24 protein-coding genes are annotated in these 23,097 nt (G+C 67.2%); 8 read left to right on the top strand and 16 right to left on the bottom strand.

What is annotated here, in order from left to right:
- Positions 1 to 35: 35 nt before the first annotated feature.
- Genes AC5592_RS29365 through AC5592_RS29405 form a run of 9 tightly spaced genes read right to left on the bottom strand, consistent with a single transcriptional unit; the run spans position 36 to position 9,341 of the window.
- Positions 36 to 620 carry an Rv1363c family protein gene (locus AC5592_RS29365; RefSeq protein WP_063066084.1) on the bottom strand — a complete coding sequence of 195 codons (585 nt, stop codon included), beginning with the start codon at positions 618 to 620 and terminating at the stop codon, positions 36 to 38.
- Between the two features lie 30 nt (positions 621 to 650).
- Complete coding sequence (locus tag AC5592_RS29370) at positions 651 to 1,907, bottom strand: MCE family protein (RefSeq protein ID WP_084507372.1); 1,257 nt, start codon at positions 1,905 to 1,907, stop codon at positions 651 to 653.
- Positions 1,904 to 2,986 (bottom strand): MCE family protein, encoded by a 1,083-nt coding sequence (locus AC5592_RS29375; RefSeq protein ID WP_063066085.1) that lies wholly within the window; start codon positions 2,984 to 2,986, stop codon positions 1,904 to 1,906. Before AC5592_RS29375 ends, AC5592_RS29370 begins: the two co-directional genes overlap by 4 nt.
- Positions 2,983 to 4,080: an MCE family protein gene (locus AC5592_RS29380; protein ID WP_063066129.1), complete on the bottom strand. Its 1,098-nt coding sequence runs from the start codon at positions 4,078 to 4,080 to the stop codon at positions 2,983 to 2,985. The genes AC5592_RS29375 and AC5592_RS29380 overlap by 4 nt, the downstream gene beginning before the upstream one ends.
- On the bottom strand, positions 4,080 to 5,165 hold the full coding sequence (locus tag AC5592_RS29385; protein ID WP_232329605.1) for an MlaD family protein: 1,086 nt from the start codon (positions 5,163 to 5,165) through the stop codon (positions 4,080 to 4,082). The genes AC5592_RS29380 and AC5592_RS29385 overlap by 1 nt, the downstream gene beginning before the upstream one ends.
- Complete coding sequence (locus AC5592_RS29390) at positions 5,165 to 6,187, bottom strand: MCE family protein (RefSeq protein ID WP_063066086.1); 1,023 nt, start codon at positions 6,185 to 6,187, stop codon at positions 5,165 to 5,167. The genes AC5592_RS29385 and AC5592_RS29390 overlap by 1 nt, the downstream gene beginning before the upstream one ends.
- A gap of 1 nt (position 6,188) precedes the next feature.
- Complete coding sequence (locus tag AC5592_RS29395) at positions 6,189 to 7,586, bottom strand: MlaD family protein (protein ID WP_063066087.1); 1,398 nt, start codon at positions 7,584 to 7,586, stop codon at positions 6,189 to 6,191.
- A gap of 8 nt (positions 7,587 to 7,594) precedes the next feature.
- Complete coding sequence (locus tag AC5592_RS29400; RefSeq protein ID WP_036505785.1) at positions 7,595 to 8,455, bottom strand: ABC transporter permease; 861 nt, start codon at positions 8,453 to 8,455, stop codon at positions 7,595 to 7,597.
- A 1-nt stretch (position 8,456) separates the two neighbouring features.
- Entirely contained in the window at positions 8,457 to 9,341 is an 885-nt protein-coding gene (locus tag AC5592_RS29405; RefSeq protein ID WP_371507532.1) for an MlaE family ABC transporter permease, read from the bottom strand.
- Between the two features lie 155 nt (positions 9,342 to 9,496).
- Between AC5592_RS29405 and AC5592_RS29410 the strand changes: the two genes are divergently transcribed.
- Positions 9,497 to 10,174, top strand: coding sequence for a TetR/AcrR family transcriptional regulator (locus AC5592_RS29410; protein ID WP_063012461.1), 678 nt, complete (start codon positions 9,497 to 9,499; stop codon positions 10,172 to 10,174).
- Between the two features lie 31 nt (positions 10,175 to 10,205).
- Here AC5592_RS29410 and AC5592_RS29415 read toward each other — a convergent pair whose 3' ends face one another.
- Positions 10,206 to 10,850, bottom strand: a complete 645-nt coding sequence (locus AC5592_RS29415; RefSeq protein WP_063920417.1) for a TetR/AcrR family transcriptional regulator — start codon at positions 10,848 to 10,850, stop codon at positions 10,206 to 10,208.
- A 45-nt stretch (positions 10,851 to 10,895) separates the two neighbouring features.
- Here AC5592_RS29415 and AC5592_RS29420 point away from each other — a divergent pair, with 45 nt between their 5' ends.
- Entirely contained in the window at positions 10,896 to 11,708 is an 813-nt protein-coding gene (locus tag AC5592_RS29420) for a nuclear transport factor 2 family protein (RefSeq protein WP_232329607.1), read from the top strand.
- Positions 11,709 to 12,490: 782 nt separating this feature from the next.
- A complete protein-coding gene (locus AC5592_RS29425; protein ID WP_036505787.1) occupies positions 12,491 to 13,075 on the top strand; it encodes a TetR/AcrR family transcriptional regulator in 585 nt (194 codons plus the stop codon).
- Positions 13,076 to 13,086: 11 nt separating this feature from the next.
- Here the strand turns inward: AC5592_RS29425 and AC5592_RS29430 are convergent, their stop codons facing one another.
- Genes AC5592_RS29430 through AC5592_RS29445 form a run of 4 tightly spaced genes read right to left on the bottom strand, consistent with a single transcriptional unit; the run spans position 13,087 to position 17,442 of the window.
- Positions 13,087 to 13,794, bottom strand: a complete 708-nt coding sequence (locus AC5592_RS29430) for a type 1 glutamine amidotransferase domain-containing protein (protein ID WP_036505788.1) — start codon at positions 13,792 to 13,794, stop codon at positions 13,087 to 13,089.
- Between the two features lie 41 nt (positions 13,795 to 13,835).
- Entirely contained in the window at positions 13,836 to 14,576 is a 741-nt protein-coding gene (locus AC5592_RS29435) for an alpha/beta fold hydrolase (protein WP_063066089.1), read from the bottom strand.
- Positions 14,573 to 16,093, bottom strand: coding sequence for a flavin-containing monooxygenase (locus AC5592_RS29440; RefSeq protein WP_063066090.1), 1,521 nt, complete (start codon positions 16,091 to 16,093; stop codon positions 14,573 to 14,575). The genes AC5592_RS29435 and AC5592_RS29440 overlap by 4 nt, the downstream gene beginning before the upstream one ends.
- A 56-nt stretch (positions 16,094 to 16,149) precedes the next feature.
- Positions 16,150 to 17,442, bottom strand: coding sequence for an NADH:flavin oxidoreductase/NADH oxidase family protein (locus AC5592_RS29445; RefSeq protein WP_063066091.1), 1,293 nt, complete (start codon positions 17,440 to 17,442; stop codon positions 16,150 to 16,152).
- A gap of 99 nt (positions 17,443 to 17,541) precedes the next feature.
- Here AC5592_RS29445 and AC5592_RS29450 point away from each other — a divergent pair, with 99 nt between their 5' ends.
- The 3 genes from AC5592_RS29450 to AC5592_RS29460 all read left to right on the top strand — a co-directional run bounded on the left by AC5592_RS29450 (position 17,542) and on the right by AC5592_RS29460 (position 19,734).
- Entirely contained in the window at positions 17,542 to 18,114 is a 573-nt protein-coding gene (locus AC5592_RS29450; RefSeq protein ID WP_063066092.1) for a TetR/AcrR family transcriptional regulator, read from the top strand.
- 125 nt (positions 18,115 to 18,239) lie between these two features.
- Positions 18,240 to 18,686, top strand: a complete 447-nt coding sequence (locus AC5592_RS29455; protein ID WP_036505800.1) for a nitroreductase family deazaflavin-dependent oxidoreductase — start codon at positions 18,240 to 18,242, stop codon at positions 18,684 to 18,686.
- Between the two features lie 199 nt (positions 18,687 to 18,885).
- On the top strand, positions 18,886 to 19,734 hold the full coding sequence (locus AC5592_RS29460) for an SDR family NAD(P)-dependent oxidoreductase (RefSeq protein WP_063066093.1): 849 nt from the start codon (positions 18,886 to 18,888) through the stop codon (positions 19,732 to 19,734).
- Here AC5592_RS29460 and AC5592_RS29465 read toward each other — a convergent pair.
- Positions 19,685 to 20,353, bottom strand: coding sequence for a hypothetical protein (locus AC5592_RS29465; protein ID WP_157122305.1), 669 nt, complete (start codon positions 20,351 to 20,353; stop codon positions 19,685 to 19,687). The two genes, AC5592_RS29460 and AC5592_RS29465, sit on opposite strands and share 50 nt — an antisense overlap.
- Positions 20,354 to 20,788: 435 nt before the next feature.
- Here AC5592_RS29465 and AC5592_RS29470 point away from each other — a divergent pair, with 435 nt between their 5' ends.
- Both AC5592_RS29470 and AC5592_RS29475 read left to right on the top strand, forming a co-directional pair.
- Complete coding sequence (locus AC5592_RS29470; protein ID WP_036505792.1) at positions 20,789 to 21,367, top strand: hemerythrin domain-containing protein; 579 nt, start codon at positions 20,789 to 20,791, stop codon at positions 21,365 to 21,367.
- A gap of 112 nt (positions 21,368 to 21,479) precedes the next feature.
- Complete coding sequence (locus AC5592_RS29475) at positions 21,480 to 22,529, top strand: FAD-dependent oxidoreductase (RefSeq protein ID WP_198163965.1); 1,050 nt, start codon at positions 21,480 to 21,482, stop codon at positions 22,527 to 22,529.
- Between the two features lie 3 nt (positions 22,530 to 22,532).
- On the opposite strand, the gene AC5592_RS29480 is transcribed toward AC5592_RS29475, so the two are convergent.
- Entirely contained in the window at positions 22,533 to 22,949 is a 417-nt protein-coding gene (locus AC5592_RS29480) for a YkvA family protein (protein ID WP_036510413.1), read from the bottom strand.
- Between the last annotated feature and the right edge of the window lie 148 nt (positions 22,950 to 23,097).

Raw genomic sequence — 23,097 nt, forward strand, 5'->3', positions numbered from 1 at the left:
TGGTGCCGCCGGGCCGTTCGGGTGTTGCGTGGTCGTCAGGGTTGCAGGGCGGGGGAGTCGAGTTTGCCGATCAGCCAACGGTTTCCGCTCTTCTCCAGGGTCAGTGTGAGGGCGAGCTGACCGTGGCGGGGTTGGCCCTGGGTGCCGACGCTCGTGATCGATTGGTCGATGATGAGGATCGCCTCGGCGGTGGTGTCGGTGTTGGATCCGATCGCACAGTGGACGGTTCCCGCTGTCGCGACCACGTGGCCCTGGGTGAGGACGTCGCGAAGATCTTTGCTGGTGGCGTCGAATTCCTTTTTCCAGTCACCGGTGGCGTGGTCGAGCACCGCGGCGAAGTACGCATCGATCGTCGTGGAATCGTAGGTGGCCAGGATGGGGCCGAAAGCGCACGCCGCCTGGTGTGCCTGCTCGCGGGCTTCGGCGTGGGCATCGGCCTGCTCGTATTTCGTGCCGAACACCACCGCACAGGCCGCGGCCGCGACAGCGCCCGTCGCCGCGAGGGCGGATGCGCTGCGGCGCAACCACTTTCCGCGCTGCCGGGGTGTGGTGGAATCACCGTCCGCGGGTTCGGTGACGGGTTCGGCGGGAGTCGTCGTCCGCTCGGAGTCCGAGGTCATCGTGGTTCCTTCGTGTGATGGGGTTTCTGCTCACTTCGGCAGCAGGGGCGGGGTCTGTGCGTCGGGGTCGGCGCCCGGCGGCGCCGCGGTGGCACCGGCATCCGGGCGCGGGGCGTTGGCGCTGCCGCGGATCTGCATGCCCGGATCGGTGGTGACGCAGTAGTTGTAGAGGCGGGCCCTGCCGTCGCTGAGCCGCACCGGAGACACGGGGATGCTGTCGTACTCACACGTGGGACGAGGCCAGATGTCCATCAGGGTGTGAAAGGCGTTGTCGTGCACGGGAACACCCATGGCACCCGTGCCGGCCCTCAGCTCCGGGAACAGCGCTCGCAGGGCGGGGGTGCGCAGCCGGGCGGCGCGGGTGATGGCGAGGAAGTTGGTGACCAGGTTGGTGACGGGGTCGGTGGTTTCGGCGACCACCCCGCCCAGGGTCGCGAGCCGGCCGGGCCCGGTGTCGAGCAGTCGCTTCAGTTCGTCGTCGGCGTCGCTGAATTGCCTGAACAGTTCGCTGGAACCCGCTACGAGTGTGGCCAGATCCGGTTGCGCGTGCGAGGTGGTCTCGGCGATCACCTCGAGATGTTCGATCAGGCTGCGGGTCTGGGGCAGCAGGTCGGTCAGGCCGGCCATGGCGTGACTGAGACCGCTGATCACCGTGCGGAGCCGGTCGGGGCCGCCGGCGAGGGCTTTGTCGAGTTCGGCGATGATGCCATCGAGGCGCCGCGGATTCAGCCCCGAGACGAATGCGCTTGTGTTGCTGAGGAATTCGTTGATCGTGACCGGTGTCGAGGTGGCGGCGACGTCGACGACCGCGCCGTCGCGCAGGTAGGGCGCGCCGTCGGAAACGGGCCGGAAGTCGAGGTACTGCTCTCCCGCCGCCGACAGTCGTGCCACCGCCACCGTACCGCCGGCGGGAATGCGGACCGAGGAATCGATGGCGGCGAGGGCGACGACGCCGGCTCCGGCCGGTTCGACGGCGTGGACGGTGCCGACCCGTACCCCGCGGAAGGTGACGTCGTTGCGGGGCAACAGACCTCCGGACTCGGCCAGCTGCACCCGCACGGTGTAGACCTGACGCAGCGGGTTGGCGCCGACCACGCCCACGGTGAGATATCCGGTGCCGGCCATCAGCAGCACGATCAGCCCGGCGGTGGAGAAGGCCACGATGTGGCGGCGGGCCCACTCACCGAGGCGCACGAGAATCCAGGCGCCCAGGTCGAGCAGTTCGTCGAGGTCGCCGACCGCGCGGATCGCGGCGTTCGTGACCCGCGTACGCACCGAGGGCTTCATCGATGGCCTCCCTGTAGCCGGCCGAGCACGCGTTGCAGAACCTGAGCGAGACTGCCGGCGAACGCGCTCAGATCGGATCCGTCGGGCAGCTTGCTGCCCTGCGGGTCGGTGAGCGCACCGATATCCAGGTACGACACGGTGGCTCCGACCGCGAGCGCGTTGCCGCGGGTGGAGCCGAGTAGCCCGGGCTGGATCGCGTGGAGGCGGTCGAGGGCCCCGGCGAGATTGTCGCCCATACCGGTGAAGCCGTCCATCAGTCGTTGCACGCTGTCGAACAGGTTCACGAAACGTGGTCCCGTGGTCGAGGTGAAGTCGCCGAGCGCGGCCATGGTCGTGGATACCCCGGCAGTGAGATCGGTGATGGCGCGGTTGTTTTCGGCGATCACCCCGAGCAGCGGTGGGAAGGTGTCGGCGGTCTGTCCGAGCTCGGTCTTGCGCTGCGCCAGGGTGGTGGTGAGGCCGTCGAGTCCCTGGAGCACGCTGTCGATCTGACCGGTGCGCTGATCCAAGGCGGTCAGCGTCGCGGTCAGTTCGGTGAGCAGGTGCGCCAGTTGCGGGCCGCGCCCGGCGAACATGGAGTTCATCTCGCTGGTGATGCGGGCGACCTGTTCGAGCGCGCCGCCACCGAGCAACATCGAGACCGCTGTCATCAGTTCCTCGACCGATGCGCCGGCCGAGGTGTGCGCGCGATCGATGGTGTCGCCGTTGTGCAGCATCACCGCGCCGGGCTGCTGCTCCGGCAGGATGACGGCGACGAAGATGTCGCCCAGTGGCGTGGGCTGGCGCAGTTCGGCTCGGGTGCCGCGCGGCAACTGGATGTCGGCGCGGATGTCGAGGTCCACGGCGGCCAGGAAGTCGGTGGTGTCGATGTGGGTGACCACGCCGATATCGGAGCCGCCGATCCGCACTCGTGCCCGTTCCGGCAGGTTGAGGGCGTCGCCGAAAATCGCGTGCAGGTGATAGGTGGGCCCGTCGACCCCGGGCTTCGGTAAGGGGACATTGTCGACGGTGACCGCGCACCCGCTGATCGACAGCGTCGCCGTGGCGGCGGCCAGGAGGCGGGCGGTGCGGGCCCTCATCGGGTCAGCCCCAGCAGCGCGCCGGCCAGGCCGAAATCCGGTCCGAAGTCGGTGAGTTCGCCCGTGCGGCAGCCGTCGGCACGCAGCTGTACGCGTTCGCACAGCAGCGACAGGGCTTCACCGTCGAACAGGGACTTGTCGGTGAGCAGATGCAGCCGGACCGAACCGGTCTGCGGGCTCATGGCATCGGCGAAGTTCCGGAAGAACAGCGGCGCCACATCGGTTATCTCGATGAGATCGGTTCCGTGGCCGCGCATCTGGGTGGTGATGGCGGTCAGCCGATTCAGCGCGTCGATGAGTGGCTGCCGGTTCTCGGCCACCACGGAGCTGGTGTTCGCGACGAAATCGTCGAGCTGGGTGAGAACGGCCCGCAGGCCGGGCGCTTGATCTTTCATCAGTGTCACCAGCTCGGTGAGGCGGGCGCTGAATTCGCGCACGGTCCGGTCGTTGTCGGCGACGACCTGAGTGAGGTCGTTGAGCCGGATGACGGCATCGGAGATCTGGTCCTTGTTCGCGAGGGTGGTCCGGAAGGCCGTCGACAGGGCATCGAGGGTCTCGCGGATGCGGTCGCCGTTGCCGTCGAGCAAGGGGAACAGCACCCTGCTCGCCATCGGTCCGCCCGCGTTGTCCCCGGCCAGGGATTTGCCGAGGTCGTCGAAGGTGCGCAGGATGCGGTCGAGTTCTACCGGAGTGCGGGTGTGCTCGAGCGGAATGTGGGCGCCGTCGCCGAGGGTGGGGCCGCGCCCGGTGTAGGCGGGCGTCAGCTCGATGTGGCGGTTGGTGATCAGCTGCGGTGAGACCAGTGCGGCGATGGCGTCGGCCGGAATCGTCACGCCGTCGTCGACGGTCATCGCGACCTCCACGTAGTGGCCGCGCGCGATGACCGAATCGACCTGGCCCACAGGGAGTCCGAGCACCGATACCTCGTTGCCGGGGTAGAGACCGGCAACATTGTCGAAGTCGGCGGTGAGGTGAATCTGTCTGCCCAGCAACCGATTCGGCGTCGACGTCAAGCTGTGCGGAAGGGCGCATCCGGCCAGCATCAGCGTGACGGCGCTCACGATGGCGGCGCGCACGATGGTCGTGATCCGCATCAGCGACACCCCGCGACGGCCTGGGTGGCACACAACCAGTTGTCGGGGAACAACCCCCAGGGCAGGTAGACCTCTCCGTACGGTCCGTTGCCGAAGGTGTTGTTGACCTGCCGCAACGCCACGGGCATCGTTTGATAGAGATGGTCGAGGTTGTCCCGGTTCTTCTGCAGGCCTTGCGACATGGTGTCGAGGCTGCGGATCAGCGGGCCGAGTTGTCCGTTGTTGCCGGCGCCGATCTGCTGCAGGCTTGTCGATATCGTGGCGATGTTGTCGAGGAGGTTCTTCACCAGGTCTTGGCGCTGTGCCACCGCGTCCCCGATCGCCCGGCCCCGGGTGAGCAGCAGCAGAATGCCGTTGCGGTTCTCGTCGACCAATGTGGCTACCGAGTCGATGTTCTTCAGCAGCGTGTCGACTTCGTCGCGGCGGTCGCTGATCACGTCGGCCAGCACACCGACCGAGTCGAGGGCCGCGGCGGTGAGCTGTGGCGAGTCTCCCATCTGACGGGCCACGGCATCGAGGGAGGCCCGCAGGGCAGCGGGGTCGAGCTTCTCGAGGTGTTCGAAGGAGTTCGTGTATTTCGGGTCGTTGACGACCTTGTCCAGATTGTAGGGGACTTCGGTGCGATCGAGTCGAATCACATTGCCTGGCAATCCCTTTCCGTTTCCGGGGTGGAGCTCGACGTGCATCTTGCCGAGAATCGTGCTCATCTTGATCGCGGCGGTGGCGTCGGGACCCAGACGGACCTCGGGGCGAATCTTCAACTCGGCGACGATGCGATCACCGGCCAGGTGTGCCGAGGCGACGGTGCCGACGTCGATCCCGGCCACGTCCACGCTGTTGCCCGGTCGCAGTCCCGCCGCCTGTGCGAACTCGGCGCGCACGGTCCGGTGGCCGAGGTCGAGCCCGGTGACGAAGACGACGCTGGACACGAGCGCAATAACCGCGGTCCCGGCGCCGATGCCGAGCCACAAGTGCCGGTTCTGCCGGTAGGACGGAATCGCGTCCCACATCTCGGGGAGAGTGGGAAGTTGGAATCGGTCCAGCAGCCAGTTGATGCTGCGGAACCGGTCGAGGAATCGGTTCACTATCGACACACCTCCGAGTGCGAGTTGCCGCCGACCTGGGAGAACAACCCCGGAGGGAACAACACGCCCCCCAGGGAGACGTCCAGGCCGCAGACGTAGGAGTTGATGTAGGTGCCGTTGCCGCTGATGCGAGCCAGTCCGGCCAGCAGCAGCGGCAGTTCGACCGCGGCGCGGTCGAGCCGGGAACCGTTGGCCAGCAACAGATTCACGCCCGAGGTGGCCGACTGTTGCGCGTGCGCGATACCGGGTTCGATCGCGGCGATGAGACCGCTGAGCTGCCCGGTCGCTCCGGCGGCACGGTCGACGGCCCCTTTGAGGGTTTCGCCTTCTTCGTACAGCCCGGTGACGAGTGTGCGGGCCTGGGTGATCAGCGTTTCCAGCTCCGATGCGCGGTGGGCGAGTCCGGCGACGACGCTGCTGAGGTTGGTGACGACCCGGCCCAGGATCTCGTCGCGGTCGCGGAACGTATTCGCCAGCCCCGCTGCCCGGGTGATCAGAGCGCTGAGCGAGACGCCGTCGCCCTGCAGCGCCTGGACGAGAGTCTGCGACAGGGAATTGACCTCATCGGGTTGCAGCACGCTGAACAACGGTTCGAATCCGGACAGGACCGTCGATACGTCGAACGACGATTCGGTGCGTTCGATCGGAATCGAGCCTCCCGGTGGTAGCGGCGCGGCCGGGCCGGAACCCGGCGCCAGCGCGATGTAGCGCTGTCCGATGAGGTTTTGATATCGGACCAGTGCCTTGGTCGTGGTGAACAGGTGCTGGCGAGATCGGATCCGGAACCCGACGCGGGCCCGCTGATCATCGAGCTCGATGAAGTCGACGCGGCCCACGCGAACCCCGGCCATCCGCACGTCGTCGCCCACGCGCAGTCCGAGAACATCGGCGAACGTCGCCTGGTAGCGGTCGGTCTCGCCGGACACCGTCCGTTGCAGGGTGGAGTAGACCGTCCAGCTCGCGACCAGTGCGAGAACGACGAAGACCGTGAAGCCGAGTACGGCTGTGCGAGTGGTGATCATGTCAACGTCCGCCGTTCGAGGGTGGTGAGGTGCGCACTGTGACAGCGCCGTCGGCAAGCACCGGGCGCAGCAGCAACAGCTGTGCGGGGTTCGGCTCGCGCCCGAGGAGGGCGGTGATCGCCGCGGTTCCCGTGTAGGAGGCGGGCGTTGCGGGACCGGATGTCATCGGTGCCGGCGGCCCGTCCGCCGCCGGGCCTGCCGGTGCGGTGAGGCCGGGGATGGATGGGGGCCCGGGAACCCAGGGCAGAGCCGGCCCGGCAGGGGCGTTTGTCCCGGGAGCTGCCGGGCCGATCCGTCCCGGCAGCAATTGAGTCGGGAACTCTTGTGGCGCAGGGGAGTTGGGAATCGCACCGCATCGGGGACCGGCGAGCTGCCCATAGTGTGGACAATCGGCGGCGGTATAGGGGCGAAACGGTGTGAAGGTCACGTCGATGGCCCATTGCATCTGCTGATGTGGTCCCCAGGTGAAGATAGTGGCGTAGGCGCTCAGCGCCTGATTCAAATTCGCGACCGAGGCGCCGATCGCATCCGGATCGGCGGCCACGGCGCCGAAGACGTCGTCCAGTCCGGATACCAGTTCCTTTCCGGCGTCCGGGTTTCGGGCGAACAGTCCGTTGGTGGCCGCCACCGCCGAACCGGCGTCGGTGAGAAGGGTGACCAGTTTCGCTCGCCGTTCGGTCAAGGTGCGCGCCGCGGTCACCGAGTCGCCGAGCGCCTCGATCAGCTCCGGCGCCGAGCGGTTCACCGCCGTGGCGGCCGCGCCGAGGTCGCCCAGCATGTCTCCGATCCCCGGGATCGCTCGTACCTGTGTGGTCCAGGTATCGAGTCGTTCGATGGTCGAGCCGGGGACGCGGGCGCCGGCATCCAGCGCCTCGGCGAGGGTTCCCAGGACACGGGCCAACCTCTGCGGCTGGATCGCGTCCAGGACGGTTCGCAGTGTGGTCAGGGTGGCCTGTAGCTGGGCGGTGGCCGCGCTCGTGTCCTGGCGGATCGTTGTGCCGGCGCGCAGACCGTCGCGGGCCAGCCCGTTGTCGACCAGTTCGAGAGCGGTGACGCCGAACAGGTTCGCCGGAACCACCCGTGCGGTCACGGTCGCTGGAATACGCTGAGCCACCGAAGGTTTCAAGTGCAGGCGAACCAGCTGACGCTGACCCTTGGCGGCGATGTCAACGTCGGCGACGGAGCCCACGATCATGCCGCGGAACTTCACATCGGCGTGCGGTGGCATACCGTCGCCCGTGCTCGTCATCTCGGCGGTGACCGCGACCGTATCGGCGAATGCGCCGGTATAGCGCAGGCCCAGCAGATATATGCCCGCTGCCAGGGCGCCGACCATGGTGACGCCGATGGCGCCCAGTCGCAGTACTCCGGGGCCGCGGCCACTCGGATCGATGATCATCGCGACTCCTAGCCCGAGATCCGGATGCCGGGGTCGATACCCCAGATCGCCAAGGTGAGAAGAAGATTGGCGAAGACGACCACGATGATGGTCACCTTGATCGCGCGACCGGCTGCCACGCCCACCCCCTCGGGCCCGCCGGCGGCGACGAAACCGTAGTAGCACTGGATGAAGGACGCGATCACCACGAACGTGACGATTTTCAGCACCGAGTAGAGGATGTCGACCGGGTCGAGGAATTGATGGAAGTAGTGGTCATAGGTGCCCAGAGTTGTTCCGCCCAGGAGCATTACGGCCAGCCGTGTGCTCACATACGCGATCGCCAGGCCGACGGTGTAGAGCGGAACGATGGCGACCGCCGCGGCCAGCATCCGAGTGGTGATCAGATACGGAAGCGGCCTGATCGCAATCGATTCCAGCGCGTCGATCTCCTCCGAGATCCGCATCGAACCGAGTTGTGCGGTGAATCGGCAGCCGGCTTGGGCGCCGAATGCGATCGTCGCCAGCAGCGGGGCCAGTTCGCGGGTGGTCGCGAAACCGGATATCGCACCGGTGAGCGGGCTCATCGTCAGCAGATCGAGCGCGCTGTGGGCCTCCATGCCGACGGTGATGCCGCCGAATCCGCACAGGATCACGATCACGCCCACGGTGCCTCCGCCGACCACCAGAGAGCCGTTTCCCCACGTGACGTCGGTGATGAGGCGCAGCAACTCTTTTCGGTAATGACGGAGCACGAACGGAACGGCGGCCAGCGCCTCGACGAAGACCAGCCCTTGGTGTCCGAGGCGGACGTGCAGGCCGACGGGAACGCGCACAGCGACCGCGGCCCGACGCAGCGGACGTAGCAGCGGTGGGACGTAGACGGCCATGTCACAACACCTTCGAGGGGTAGAGGGTGTTGTAGATCTGGGTGATGAGGATGTTGATGCCGAACAGGACAATGGCGGAGTTCACCACCGCCGAGTTCACGGAGTCGGCCACTCCGGCCGGTCCGCCGCGGGTATGTAATCCGGTGTCGCAAGCGATGATCGCCGCCAGCGCACCGAAGATCGCGGCCTTGAGCATGGCCACCACCAGATCGGTGGCGACCGCGAACGAGGCGAAGGTGCGGATATAGGAGCCGGGTGTACCCGCCTGCATGTAGACGTTGAAGGCGTAACCGGTCGCGAAACCGACGAAGATCACCAATCCGCACAACAGGGTGCTGACCAGAACGGCGGCCGCGAGTCGGGGTGCGACCAGGCGCCGGATCGGGTCGACGCCCATCACGGTCATGGCGTCGATTTCCTCCCGGATCGTGCGGGAACCGAGGTCGGCGCAGATGGCTGACCCGACGGCGCCCGCGATCATCAGCGAGGTCACCAGGGGAGCGCCCTGGCGAATGATGCCCAGCCCGTTCACCGCGCCGATGAACGTCGTGGCGCCGACCTGGCTCACCAGCGATCCGACCTGGATGGAGACGACCACCGCGATCGGCACCGCGACCAGCAGTGTCGGGGTGGCCGACACACTCGCCATGAAGGCGCACTGCTTGATGAACTCCCGCCACGGAAATCGCCGCCGGAACACCGCGGTGACCAGTGCGAGAGTTGCGTGCCCGGTCATCGAGACCTGTCGGCCGGCGGTCTCCACCGAGCGCTGCGGGTGGTCGCGCCAGTAGCCGACGCCGAATCCGATGACGCGTCGACGGTCGGAAGCCGCCCCTGCTGCGCCCGAACGCACCCTCCCGTGCGTGCCCTGCGCTGACATCTGCATCCCTTCATCGGTCCGTCGGAAAACACGCCTCGCTACGAGCACGTAGGCGAGGGTTAATTACGCTCAAGTAGAGTTATTTCTACGGATGCGTAGTAATGAGGTGAGACGTTAGCAAGGGGGTTCGCGACCGCGCTGGCGTTTGAGAGGATTCGTGGGTGGCCATCGAAGAGAAACTCCCCGGTGTGTGGCAGGTCTCCCCCCGGCAGCCCGGGGGAAAGACCGGTAGACGCAACGGTCCGCGGCTCCCGCTGCCCGAGCGCCGGGAGCAGTTGCTCGATGCCGCATTCCAGGTGGTCGGCCGGGACGGACTGTCCGGACTGACGATGCAGGCGGTGGCCAAGCAGGCCGGTGTCGCCAAGCCGGTGCTCTACGCGGTCTATCCCACCGCACCCGAACTCGTCGCCGGCCTTCTGCATCGCGAGCATGCGCGCGGTATCCGCCAGGTGATGGACACGTTGCCCGACAACCTTCGCGAGATCGACCCCGATACGGCCTATGCCGATTCGGTCATGGCCTTCTTGCGTGCCGTGGAATCGGACCCGGTGCGCTGGCGGCTGATCCTGACCCACGCGGACGGAGCGCCCGCCGATTACACCGAACTGTTGTCGGCTGCGCGCGAGAAGATCGTCGGGCGGCTGATCCAGCTCCTCGAAACCGGTATCGAGCTGCGCGGAGGGCCCGCCAACGCCGACCCCGAACTCGTGGGTTACGTCATGCTCGGCTTCATCGAAACCCTCGGCCGCATGGTCATTTCCGATCCTGGCCGATTCCCGCCGGAACGACTACAGACCACGGTGCGTGCGCTCGCACGCACGTTGCCCAAAGGTTCCTGACCCGGCATCTCGGATCGACGAGGCCGCCGGCTCAGTGAGTTCGTGGGCCGAGCGCGAGTCCGAGTAGCGCGGCGACGATGCCGGTGCAGGTGTCGACGAGCCGGTCGCGCTCGATGGTGAGGTGCCCGTCGGTCCATTCCAGATACACCGACGTCAACGCTCCGGCGAGCGCGGTGCCGATGGTGGCGAGCGTGGCGTCGCTGCTGGCGAACAGATCCCCGGCGCTGTCGCCCGACAGGGGAGCCAGAGCCCGGATCACCGCCGGGGTGCGGCGGGTGATGTGCGCCCGTAAATCGTCGTCGGCCAACGGTTCACGCAGCAGCACCCGCGCCCGCCGCGGGTCCTCGTCGAAGAAATCGGCGCAGGTTTGCAGCGCCGACCGGATCGCCGTATACGGGTCGGTGCCCGCGGCGATCACCGACAGCCGCTCGCGCAACGCCGCTTCCACCCGGTCGTAGACGGCCAGGATCAGTGCTTCGCGGCCTTCGAAACTTTCGTAGAAATAGCGCGGGCTCAGATTCGCCTGTCGCGTCACCGCCCGCATCGTGACCGCCCCGGCTCCCGCTGTCCCGAGCAGATCGAAAGCGCACTCCAGCAACTGCTCACGGCGTTCGCCGGACCGGTCCTGCAGCGTCTGGCCTCGCCAGAGTTTGGGTGCGGTGCTCACGCCGGTCATCCTCGCATCCCCACCGCACATCTCATTGACATCACCTGATTCTACATGAATCATATGATTCACCTCGAGGCGCGCAGCATCGGTACCGTGGCCGGTCGCGCCGATCGTGTGAAGGGGTCGCTCATGTTCGACGAGGAACAGTTCCAGCAGGCGCTGCGGCAGCCGCGGTTGTCGAAACCGGTACCGGAATTCCTGAATTCCAATCGCGCCGTACCGATTCGGGCGATCCCCGAAGCCGAACTGCAGGCCGGCACCCTCGAGTGGTTCGGTGAGTTCGAACGCAAACTGGAGCTCTACGGCAAGCTCGGCGTCGATCTGAGCTGGGTCATGGAATGGGCCAAGAAGTACTGGTGGAGCTTTCTGGTCCGGGATATGAGCCTCAACCACGAGCTCTACGCACCCGACATCCGCTACACCGACGTCACGACCTTCGGGCGCACCATCGTCGGTATCGACGAATTCGTGAAATACAACTTCGCCTTCTTCGACGCCATCCCGGACTGGCGCTACGACCCGCTGCCCAACCAGGTGTATCTGGACGTGACGCCGGAAGGCGCGGTGCGCATCGTGATCCGCTACATCGGCAGCGGGCACTGGACCGGCCCGCTGCGCCTGTACCCGTACGACGAATCCGCACCCGTGATCTACGGCAACGGACGCTTCATCCAATGCCCTGCGGTCGACCGCTACCACTTCAACGCCGACGGACTCATGGAAGAAGGCGAAACCCTCTACGACTTCCTCGACGCCACGCAGCGCGGCGGCGTCCTGCCTCGCGATGACAGCTGGCAGTTCCGCGCACTCATGGCCGCCTCCAAACTCCCCGCCCTCCTCGCCAGGATCGGGACAGTGCGGTAGTGGGTGGCCGGGGCGGGGACTGGCTACGCCTGTCCGGCATATCTATCTGTCTACTGCCATATGCGCATCTATTTATTAAAATTCGCCGTTTCTTCCACTCGTTGACACGGTCGGCTGCGGCCGAAAGAACAGCCCGGATGGTCTGGGCCGATCGTCGGGGTGTGGGGCAGTGGAGCCGACAGTAGGGCGAGCAGAGGGCATGTGACGCAGCCTGATTCGGTGCCGCGCGGCGGACTGCGGGCGGCAACAGCGGAATTCGAGTAGCGGTCTACTCGGGTCGGCGGCGTGGTCGGTCCATACGCTGACAGCAACGTAGAAAGTTGATCGCTCGGCGTGGCTCGAACGGATGAAAGTAACGACGTCACCGCCGCAGAGGGATCCGGGTTTCGGTGCTGCTCAGCGCATTACGGTGTCGGCGAGCGTGAACGGCGCCCCGGTTTCACGGCGGCGGTGCGGCTCGGCTTATCGCCGCACAGCACCGTCGGCGCCACAGCACGCCGGTACGGTCGGTCAGCGTCCGCTGTGCAGGCTATCGCTCGTGCCTGGCAACGCAATCCGATAGGAGGTCCGGCCGGTCGATGCCCGGCAGGTCTTCTCCGATCGCGGTATCCGGCCATAGCCGGCGCCGCGACCACGCATTTGCACGGCCGTCCGGTGGGGAGGGGCGGCGGCCGGTTGAGCGGACGACCCGCGCGCACCGGTGCTCGACAGCGCGTACGCCTACCGCCGCTAGTGTGGAGGTTCTGGAAATCGGTGACTGATACCTGTTGAGGTTGGTTGTGATGGCAACGTCGGCGACGCCATATCACCATGGTGATCTGCCCAATGCGCTGGTGCGTGCGGCGATCGAGCTGCTCGAGGAGGGTGGGGCGTCGGAGCTGTCGCTGCGTGGTGCTGCGCGGCGGGCCGGCGTGTCCACCGCCGCGCCCTATCGCCATTTCGCCGACCGTGATGCCCTGTTGTCGGCGGTCGCGGCGGTGGGGTACCGCGATCTGGCCGCGCATCTGGCCGCCGTGCACCCGGAGCAGGTGGGCACCGGCAGCCTCGGCGATATCGCGGTCGCTTATGTTCGGTTCGCGCTGACCCGGCCCGGGATGTTCCGGGTGATGTTCACCGAGTCCTGCGATGCGACCAGCCCGGAGCGGGTCGCCGCGGTGGAGGCCATCCACGACTACCTGGAATCCCTTGTGCGGCAGATCTTTCCGGACGCCGACCCGGAGCCCACCGCGACCGCGATGTGGGCGTTGGTGCACGGCTTGGCCTTCCTGCACCTCGATGGGAAGCTCGACGCCTCCTCCGAGAAGGTCGTCGACGCGCGGGTGCGAGCGGCGGTGTCGGCGATCCTCGATATTCCACGACTTCGCTGAAATTTCGTCCTTTACGCCGAGGCGCCGACGTCGGCGAGCAATCGCTGCGCCAGTTTCTCCGACGATTGGGGATTCTGGCCGGTGTACAGATTCCGATCGACGACTACGTGTGGGCGCAACGGAAGCAGGGCCTTGGAATATTCGACTCCTGTCTCCTTCAATTTGTCCTCGAGCAGCCAGGGCGCCTTCTTCGCGAACCGGTTCAGCAGTTCCTCGCGGTTGGACAGTCCGGTCATCCGGTAGCCGGCGAAGGGTGACTTCCCGTCGGGTGGGGTCGCCGCCAGGATGGCGGCCGGGGCATGGCAGAGCAGGGCGAGGGGTTTGCCGGAGGCGAGCCGCTCGGTGAGCAGCGCCCCGGAGGTCGCGTCGTAGGCCAGGTCTTCCATCGGACCGTGGCCGCCGGGGTAGAACACGACGTCGAAGGCATCCGGGTCGACGGTGTCCAGCGCGACCGGATGGGCGAGGACGCTGTCGATGCGGTCGAGATACTGCTGCACCTCGCGGCGTTTCCAGGGCAGGCCGCCGGCGATTCCGAGACTGAGTCGATCGAGTGTCGGGGCTTTTCCGCCCGGGGTCGCGATGGTGATGTCCCAGCCCGCCTCGGAGAAGATGCGGTGCGGCACCGCCACCTCTTCGGCCCAAAAACCCGAGGGGTGTATTTCGCCGTCGTTCAATGTCCAGCGGTCGGCGGCAGAGATGACGAACAGGACTTTCGGCATTTTCGCTTACCTCCTGTAGTTGTGAAGAGTTTATGCGACGGCTAGGGCGCCGTCGCTCGCAGCGATCGGGTGATCAGGTCCGCGACGGCGTCCGGTGCCTCCCACGGCGGGGTATGTCCGACCGCTCGAAGCGTTGTCCACAGCGACCTGTCGAATTCCACGGTAGGCGCTCGAATCCGTGCGTCGAGTTCGCCGAAGGCCAATCGGGCCGGTTGTGGCAGCCGGGCCAGCCGATCCGGCAGCGCCATCTCGGCGAGGTAGGTGTCGATGGCGCGCGTGCTGGTGGCGAAGTTGCGCCGCCCGCGTGTGCGCGCATCGGTGACGAACCGGTCCGGTATCGGGGTGCCCGGGGCGAATGCACTGCGCTGTGCGTCGCGTTGCCGTTCCTCGGAGGCCGAGGCCCACAACAGATCTCCGATGCCGGGCAGCGTCAGGGCCCGTTCGGCCGGTCCGCGTGCGGACTTCCGGCTCGCCCGCGACCAGGGTGGGCACAGCAGTATCAGCTCCGAGACCAGATCGGGGCGACGTTCAGCCAGGGCGGTGGCGACCAGCCCGCCGCGCGAGTGGCCGACCACGATCGACGGCGAGCCGAGCAACCGAGCTGTGTCGTCGGCGTCGTCTTCGATGCTGCCCGACGAATCTAGCTGCACGGCAACGATATTCGCCCGATCCGCAAGCATCGGCACGACCCGGTCCCACACTCGGTACGAGCTCGCGAGGCCGTGGATCAGGACGACCGTGGGGGCGCCGGGCGTTCCGGTGACCAATGCCCCGGCGCTCATGCCACCACCACCTCCCGGGTGCGGCGATGCAGGAGATGACGGGTGGGATCGAAGCGCAGCGTCCGGCGGCGGAAGTCGAACGTCGATCCGGGCCAGATGTTGGTGTTGCGGCCGTTGTCGTTGAGGTACCAGCTCGTGCAGCCACCGGCGGTCCACACCGAGCCCTCGCCGAGCCGCTCGACGTCCTCGGTGAATGCCTGCTGGGCGGCGGCGGTGGGTTCGATGGCGTCGAGGTCGTGGTCGCGGGCGTAGCCGAGCGCGCCGGCGATGTAGTTGGCCTGGGATTCGAACATGTGGACCACCGAGGTGTGGCCGAGGCCGATGTTCGGGCCGTGGATGAGATACATGTTCGGAAATCCGGAGACTGAGGTGCCGAGATAGGCCGTCGGGTTGCCGTCCCACACTTGCGCCATGGTCCGGCCGTCGGGACCGTAGGTCCGGTCGGTCAGCGGCAGGTGCGAGGTGCGGAAGCCGGTGCCGTAGATAATGGCGTCGACCTCGTGCTGGGTACCGGTGTTGTCGATCAGGCCGGTCTCGGTGATCGAACTGATCCCGTGGGTGTTCACGGTGACGTTGGGCCGGTCGAGTGCGCGCAGATAGTCGTCGGAGATCAGCACACGCTTGCAGCCCAGCCGGAAGTCGGGAAGCAGCTGTTCCCGCAACTGCTCGTCGGCGACCTGGGACTCGAGGTGGCGCCGGGCGCCGCGTTCGGGCAATGCCATCAGCGCGGGGTTGCGGAAAGCGACCACCTGCCATTCGCGACGCAGATACACCCGCAGGCGCTCGAGCCGTTGCAGTGCCGGAATTCGGCGATACACGGCACGGGTCAGCGCGGTGGTCGGGCGGTCGTGGCGGGGGACCACCCAGGCGGGAGTGCGCTGGAAGACGGTCAGCCGTGCGACGTCGGGCGCAATGGCGGGAACGAACTGGACGGCCGAGGGGCCGGTGCCGATGACCGCGACGCGTTTGCCGGTCAGGTCGTAGTCGTGATTCCAGCGCGCGGAATGGAAACTCACACCTTCGAATCGGTCGATCCCGGGAATCGCGGGCAGCAGCGGATCGGCGAGCGCGCCGGTCGCCAGCACCACGTGGGTGGCTGTCCGCGGACCCACAGTGGTGTCGATGCGCCACAGGTAGGCGGTCGGATCCCATTCCAGGCGTTCGACCGTACAGCCGAGTCTCAGGCGGGAGCGCAGCCCCTGCGAACCGGTGACGTTTCTCAGGTACTCGAACAACTCGGGCTGGGTGGCAAAAGTGTTGCGCCAGTCCGGGTTCGGTGCGAAGGAGAACGAGTACAGATTGCTCTGCACGTCGACGGCGGCGCCGGGGTAGTCGTTGTCGCGCCACACCCCGCCGACCTCGCCGGCGCGTTCGAGCATCACGAAGTCGGAGAATCCCGCGCGGTGCAACCGCACCGCGGTCGCGATGCCGCCGAAACCGCTGCCGATGATCGCGACATGGGAGTGTGGGACGGTGTCGGCCGGATTGTGCTGCGGCGCTGTCGTACTCGTGGACATGATTCCTTCGAGGTGTCGACGACGAGCCGGGCTCGCCGAGGGCGGATGGTCGGGGGTTACCGCGTCGCGAGCCGGGAGGCCGGTGACGTGGCTCGTTCGCGCCGCGTCGACGCCAGCCATCGTGAGTAGCGGCGCAGCGCACGCGACTTCGCTCGCTGATCGGCGGCGAGGGCCAGCGCGGGATGGACACCGAGGGCCGGGTCCTTTCCGGCGGCCATGCGCCGCATCTGGTAGCGGACCTGCGCCATCTGCGCCAGCGAGGCGAGTGGTTTGTCCGACCAGGTCACCGGCTTCAACGCGCCGGCCGCGCCCACTCCCTCGCGCCAGCGGTTGGGCAGATCCGGGGTGACGGCGAGGGCGGTGCCCATGCCGACGACGGCGACATTCTTCGCGAGCACGCGCTCGGCGGTGTCGCTGCGTGTGATGCCGCCGGTCAACATCAGCGGAATCGGGCTGGTCTCGGCCAGTTCGGCGGCCAACTCCAGGAAGTAGGCCTCCCGCGCCGCCGTGCGGCCATCGGTGGGCCGCCCGGACATGGCGGGGCTTTCGTAACTACCGCCCGACACCTCCACCAGATCCACTCCGAGGCCTGCCAGCATGCCGATGACCTTGCGCGCGTCGTCGGCGTCGAATCCGCCGCGCTGGAAGTCGGCGGAGTTCAGTTTCACGGCCACCGCGAATTCGGGTGACACCACCGCACGGGTGGCGCGCACGATGTCCAGGAGCAGGCGCGCGCGGTTGGCGAGGGAACCGCCCCATTCATCGGTGCGGTTGTTCACCAGCGGAGACAGGAACTGCGACAGCAGATATCCGTGTGCGGCATGGATTTCCACGCCGTCGAAGCCCGCGATTTCGGCCCGCTCGGCGGTGGTGGCGAAGCGGGTGACGGTGTCACGGATCTGCTCGGCGGTCATGGCGACCGGGCGGCCGAACCGCTTGGAATGCCGGCCCACGTCGACGGCGATATCGGAAGGGCCCCAGACGACTCCCGGCATATTCGCCTGAATTTGGCGACCGGGGTGGCTGATCTGCATCCATATCGCGGCCCCGGCGGCCTTTCCGGCCTCGGCCCAGGCGGCGAACGGCTCGAGTGGGGAATCCGCGTCCAGGACGATGCCGCCGGGTCCGGTCAGCGCCTCGGCATGCACCATTACGTTGCCGGTGATCAGCAGGCCGGCGCCGCCGGCGCCCCACCGCCGGTACAGCGCGATCAGCCGATCGTCGGGCAGCTGTGCCCGCCCGGCCAGTCCCTCCTCCATGGCGGCCTTCGCGATGCGGTTGCGCAGTACCTGGCCGGACCGTAGTTCCACCGGCGAGAACAGCGTGTCTCGTGTCGAAGCGCTGGGCACGGCGGCCTCCTTCCTGGGTATGTTTGCGGCGTTCACATTGTGTGGACAGTGCTAACATAGAGGAAGATGTAAGCGGCGTCAACAATGGAAGGTGGGGATATGGCACTGTCGAGTGCGTCGTATCACCATGGAGACCTGCCCAACGCGTTGGTCCGCGCGGCGGTGGAACTGCTGGAGGAGAGCGGTGCGCCCGAGCTGTCGCTGCGGGCGGCCGCGCGGCGGGCGGGTGTCTCCACGGCGGCGCCCTATCGGCATTTCGCCGACCGTGAGGCGCTGCTGTCGGCGGTGGCCGCCGTTGGATACGGAGATCTGGCCGGGCAACTGGCCGCGGCGCATCCCGAGCCGGAGACGCCCGACGGGTTGGCGGCCGTGGCCAACGCCTACGTGCGATTCGCTCTGACGCGGCCGGGCATGTTCCGGGTGATGTTCGCCGAGCCCTGTGGTTCGGCCGATGCCGAGCGGGCTGCGGCCGAGGTGATCGAAAAATTCGTCGACGGCATTGTGCGGCAAGCATTTCCGCGCACCGATCCGGATGTCACGGCGACCGCGGTGTGGGCGCTGGTACACGGCCTGGCCTTCTTGCACCTCGATGGCAAGCTCGACGCGTCGTCGCCGGAAGTCGTTGCGGCCACGGTGAACTCGGCGGTGCGCGCCGTTCTGGCTGCCGGGTGATGCCCGAACTTCCGGCCGAACCTTCATATGTTGACGTCGTCCACATATCTGCTAATGTATGCGCCGCTTACTCGCTCAGGTGTCAAGCGGACCGCAGCGGCGAGAAATCCGACAAGGGGCACGTGGTGAACAAGAACACGGTGAAAGACGCCGGGGCCAAGATGATGAACATCGCGCACCGGCTGGTGCTCGCGGTCAGCGGAAATCGGCTACTGGCCGAGCCATTCGGTATGCCGGTGGTCGAATTGCACACCATCGGCCGCAAATCCGGTCAGCCGCGATCGTGCTACCTGACCGCGCCGGTGCACGACGAAAACCGGGTGATACTGGTGGCGTCCAAAGGCGGCGACGACCGCCATCCCGACTGGTACCGCAACCTGCAGGCGCATCCCGATGCCGAACTCGTGATCGACGGACAGCGCCGGAAGATCCACGCCCGCACCGCGAATGCGGAGGAACGGGCGCGGCTGTGGCCACAGATCACCGAGGCCTACCGGGGCTACGCGAACTACCAGACGCGGACCACGCGGGAGATCCCGGTAGTCATCTGCGAGCTGGAGGGCGCACGATGACCGCGCGCCCGCGGGCGCGAGGATGACCGCAGTCGGACGCCGTCGGTGATCGCCGACCTCGGCTGCCGCACCATGGCATCGGCCGAATCGTAAGCTGGTGACATATCGAAGGCGGGCGCCGACCACGAGCGTCCAACGGCACCACAATCAATGCAGCTCGCGCGGCTGTACCCCACGCACTCACCGACTGGAGACCCTGGTGACAGAGAGCCGATCAGCCTCGAACCCGCGACGCACGATCGTCATTACCGGTGCCAGCGACGGCATCGGAGCGGTGACCGCGCGGGCGCTGGCCGCGCCCGAGGTCGACCTCGTCATCGTCGGCAGGTCGGCACAGAAACTCGCCGCCGTGACCGCCGACACCGGTGCGACCGCCTTCACGGCCGATTTCGCCGTCCTCGACGATGTGCGCGGTCTCGCCGAGCAGATCGGCGAACATGCCGGCGCGATCGACGTGCTGCTCAACAACGCGGGCGGCCTCTTCGAGCCGCAGCAGCGGACCGTCGACGGGCACGAACCCAACTTCCAGATCAACCACTTGGCACCGTTCCTGCTCACCAATCTGCTGCACGACAAACTCGCCGCCCACGGTGCGCTCGTGCTGAACACCGCGAGCGTCGGCAACCTGTTCGGACGCGTCGACATCTCCGACCTCGACTACCGGCGCCGCCGCGCCTTCGGATGGCGCGCCTACGGGTCGAGCAAGCTGATGAACATCATGTTCACCCGTGGTATCGCGCAGCGCTGGACATCGGACGGAATCGTTTCCGCCGCAGTCCATCCCGGCCCCGTGGCCTCGAGCTTCGGCCGCGACTCCCGCGCCGTCGGCCTCCTCTACCGCACCCCGCTGCGCCACGTAGGCACCATCACTCCCGCCCGCGGCGCCGAACCCCTGATCGAGCTGGCCCGCCGCGGCGCCGACCCGGAAATCAACGGCGTCTACTTCCACCGCCACCGAGCAAAAGGCCCCGAGTCGCCCCAAGCCCACAACCGCCACCTCATCGACGAACTGTGGTCCGCCTCAGCCGATCTCGTCGGGCTGGGGTGATCGAACTTTCCTGAGCTCGTGCGCGAGCGGAGCTATTTAGTGCGCAGGCAGACGACGAGGGTGGTTTGTAGGTTGTAGGTGTTGCGGGTCTCGGTGTAGTACGCGTCCGAGTCGGGATACGCGCTGCCGCAAAGGGGCTCGGCGGATTCGGAGTCGGTGGAACCCGGCGCCTGGGGAACCCCGGAGTGGGCGCCGGGCGCGACAGGGTGCCGAGGACGGTTGCCTGGGCGCGCGGATCGTCGCAGGGCAGGACCTGAACGTTGGTGTTGTCGTCGTCTTGTCCGCCGTTGAGCTGGTGCGTGTTCCAGACACATTGGCCCGCAGTGAAAGTGGTGGACGGGATCGGTGTACGGATGGTGCTCGGATAGGTGTCGCTGAGGGGACCGGTGGTCGAGTACGACGAATGCTTCGTGTTCGGGTCGGATCCGGCGGCGGCGATGATGCCGGCAATCGCGAGGAACGGCAGCAGAACGGCGAGGATCTGCGGCCGACGATAGAGCGGCTTACCGGGATCCATCGGCTGGTACGGGCTGCCGGGAATCGGCGGCGGCAGTTGGCCGATCTCGTAGCGGCAGTACAGGTTCCACAGGATGGTGAGCGGGTTGGCGATGAAGGACACGATGCCCCACCCGCCCTGCCACAGACTTTCGCCGGCATCCGCCGGAAGGTCGCCAGGCCGCAGTCGCGGCAGAACGGGCCGGACGCCTTGCGGAATTGCATGACGATGAGCAGGCCGCGGTGGGCGCGAAGGTTCACGGTGGCCGCCGGTGTGGCGCCGCAGTAGTTGCAGTAGACGCCGTTGGCGGTGGAGTGTTCGGCAGACAGCGGTGACACGTCGGTCACGTTCCCCCGGATATTTTCGTTTGAGCGCGCAGTGCCGGGAATTGAATCACATTCGGCGCTCCTCGTGCGGAATGCCTCGGACGGTTGAACCAGGCCGCAGCCTCCGATCGGGACTCGGTAGTACATTGTCGTCAGGTTCCCAGGAGGTTCCGGCTGACCGGGCGGCCGTCGAGTTCCGTGCTTACCAGCGATGCGGCGTCAGGGAGGAAATGTGGATATCACCCAGTTGATCCTCGATGACCATCACGAGCAGCGGCGGTTGTTCGCGATTCTGGAGCAGATCGATCGGGGGGACACCGGTGCCTTGGGGGTGATCTGGGACAGGTTGGCGGCGTTTCTCGAATTGCATGCGCAGGCCGAGGAGGAGATTTTCTATCCGGCGCTGCTGGAGGTGGGGATCGCGGCTCGGCGGGCGAGCGGGACGGAGGACGAGACGCTCGACGCGATCGGTGACCACAACGAGATCAGGGACGCGGTCGCCGAAGTAGGACGGCACCAGGTCGGCACCGACGAGTGGTACGCGGCGGTCGCGGCGGCGAATCTGGCCAACAGCGATCATATGGCCGAGGAAGAGCGTGAGGGGCTCACCGACTTCCGGCGCCTGGCCGGGTTGCAGCGCCGTCATCACCTTGCGGTGGCCTTCGCCGCGTACGAGGCGCGCAACTACGCCGGTGTCGTGCCCGTCGACAAAGACCCTGCCGGCTACGTCCGTGCGGCGGAGGCGGCGTTGCGAACCGGGGGCAACGGATCGCTCAGCGTGGGTAGTTTGAAGCGAATTCCGCCCAGCTGAGCACCTCACCCCAGGGGAGACGACGCGAATGTCCGCGTGGGCGTGGCACTCTGGACACGTGCCTCTCCCGGTGGGTGGCCGCCGGCACGACAACGCCAGGAGGTCGCAGGACATGGTGAGCGTTATCGGTGGTGGGATCGCGGGCAGTTGCCTGGCCGGTGGTCTCGCCCGGCGAGGGCATCGGGTAGCGGTCTACGAACAACAGCGCCCGGGGCCCGGAGCCGGGGCGTTTCTGTTCATCGACGGGCGCGGGCACGACGCGATGGCGGCGATGGGCGTCGATCGTTCGGCGCTGCACGAGGTTTCGTATCCGCTGGCGGGTCTCGACTACGAGGACAGCCGCGGACGGCGCAGCGCAATGCCCAGTCGCGGTCATCGTTTCTGGTTGCGCCGCAACCTCATGGGCGTGCTGTCGGAGTTCGTCGCGGGCTCGGGCGCCGAGCTGCGCTACGGCGAGCCGATCACCGGCGTGACCGTGGGCGAGGACAACCACACGATCCGGCGCGGCTCCGAAGTCCTCGCCGCCGAGGGACTGCTGATCGGCGCCGACGGTATCGACTCCGTCGTCCGCGCCGCGCTGGAACCCGCTCGCACTCCCGTCTACGCCGGTGACGTCGTGCTGTACGGAATGACCGGCACGCCACTGGATCCGCCACCGCCCACCACCCCCGCAGTCCTCCACTTCTACGCCGAGGTCGCCGAAGCCGGCAGTGCCGGAAGTACTTTCGGCCACATCTGGCGTCCCGAGGATCCGGCAGCCCTGTGGTTCGTGCGGATCCCGCGCGATCCGCTCCCCGGCACCCGCGACGATATCGGGATGCGACCGGTCGACGAGTGGGCCGAAACCGTCCTGGCCGCAACACCTTCCAGCCGGGCGCTGGTGTCGGCCTTCCTGTCGCGGACGGAACAGGTGCACGTCAGCAACGCCCGCAACGTCCCCCTGGAAGATGCACGCGCACCGCAGGATTCGGTCATCCTCATCGGTGACGCCGACCACGCGATCACTCCGGCCGCCGGAGTGGGCGCCCGCGACGCGCTCGAGGACGCCCGCGCCGTCTTCGACGCGATCGTCGGCACCGCCTCACCCGCCGAAGCGATGACGCAACGCCGCAAGCAGATCGTCATCGACCGCGAAGCGGCTCTGCGGGCGCGGCGCCGATGACGACTATCGCACCGGCAGCCCTGTGAGCCGGGCGAGGGCGGTATAACCGTCGTCGGTGCCGGGCCAATGGGCGCGGACCGCCTCCGGGCCGGCGGCGCGGACGACGCTGCGCAGGACCGCGGTGACGATGATGGCGTCGTCGGCGTATCCGATGACGGGGATGATGTCGGGGATCAGGTCCAGGGGTGAGGCGAGGTAGGCCAGCACCAGCCAGAGCCGGATCCGGACGCCGCGTGGCAGGGAGCGGTCGGCGGCCAGGCGGCGGATCAGGCGCAGGGTGTCGGGCAGGATCCGCAGGGCTTCCCGCAGCAGGTTGCCCCGCGGCCGGACGATGATCAGCGCCGTGATCAGCGCAAACCAGCACACGATGAGCGCGGCCGCGACCGCGATCAGCAGATCCCACCACCACGAGCCGGTCATGATCGGTATCCCACCATCACACGTCGCCTCGATCGGCGGTGGGGTCCCCGGGTCCGGTCGTGTTCGCCTCCACACGATCGTGGCGGACACTTCGACCGCAGGTTTGCCCATAGCTTGCCCGGTCGCTTGGCGGTACCGTATTCACAAG

The sequence above is a fragment of the Nocardia violaceofusca NBRC 14427 genome, assembly GCF_963869435.1.
In the GTDB taxonomy this organism is placed as follows: Bacteria; Actinomycetota; Actinomycetes; order Mycobacteriales; family Mycobacteriaceae; genus Nocardia; species Nocardia aobensis.

Bases quoted from the DNA above. Each gene is read 5' to 3' on its own strand.
- AC5592_RS29365 (WP_063066084.1), bottom strand. From the start codon at position 620: ATGACCTCGGACTCCGAGCGGACGACGACTCCCGCCGAACCCGTCACC.
- AC5592_RS29370 (WP_084507372.1), bottom strand. From the start codon at position 1,907: ATGAAGCCCTCGGTGCGTACGCGGGTCACGAACGCCGCGATCCGCGCG.
- AC5592_RS29375 (WP_063066085.1), bottom strand. From the start codon at position 2,986: ATGAGGGCCCGCACCGCCCGCCTCCTGGCCGCCGCCACGGCGACGCTG.
- AC5592_RS29380 (WP_063066129.1), bottom strand. From the start codon at position 4,080: ATGCGGATCACGACCATCGTGCGCGCCGCCATCGTGAGCGCCGTCACG.
- AC5592_RS29390 (WP_063066086.1), bottom strand. From the start codon at position 6,187: ATGATCACCACTCGCACAGCCGTACTCGGCTTCACGGTCTTCGTCGTT.
- AC5592_RS29395 (WP_063066087.1), bottom strand. From the start codon at position 7,586: ATGATCATCGATCCGAGTGGCCGCGGCCCCGGAGTACTGCGACTGGGC.
- AC5592_RS29400 (WP_036505785.1), bottom strand. From the start codon at position 8,455: ATGGCCGTCTACGTCCCACCGCTGCTACGTCCGCTGCGTCGGGCCGCG.
- AC5592_RS29405 (WP_371507532.1), bottom strand. From the start codon at position 9,341: ATGCAGATGTCAGCGCAGGGCACGCACGGGAGGGTGCGTTCGGGCGCA.
- AC5592_RS29415 (WP_063920417.1), bottom strand. From the start codon at position 10,850: ATGACCGGCGTGAGCACCGCACCCAAACTCTGGCGAGGCCAGACGCTG.
- AC5592_RS29420 (WP_232329607.1), top strand. From the start codon at position 10,896: ATGAATCATATGATTCACCTCGAGGCGCGCAGCATCGGTACCGTGGCC.
- AC5592_RS29425 (WP_036505787.1), top strand. From the start codon at position 12,491: ATGGCAACGTCGGCGACGCCATATCACCATGGTGATCTGCCCAATGCG.
- AC5592_RS29430 (WP_036505788.1), bottom strand. From the start codon at position 13,794: ATGCCGAAAGTCCTGTTCGTCATCTCTGCCGCCGACCGCTGGACATTG.
- AC5592_RS29435 (WP_063066089.1), bottom strand. From the start codon at position 14,576: ATGAGCGCCGGGGCATTGGTCACCGGAACGCCCGGCGCCCCCACGGTC.
- AC5592_RS29440 (WP_063066090.1), bottom strand. From the start codon at position 16,093: ATGTCCACGAGTACGACAGCGCCGCAGCACAATCCGGCCGACACCGTC.
- AC5592_RS29450 (WP_063066092.1), top strand. From the start codon at position 17,542: ATGGCACTGTCGAGTGCGTCGTATCACCATGGAGACCTGCCCAACGCG.
- AC5592_RS29475 (WP_198163965.1), top strand. From the start codon at position 21,480: ATGGTGAGCGTTATCGGTGGTGGGATCGCGGGCAGTTGCCTGGCCGGT.
- AC5592_RS29480 (WP_036510413.1), bottom strand. From the start codon at position 22,949: ATGACCGGCTCGTGGTGGTGGGATCTGCTGATCGCGGTCGCGGCCGCG.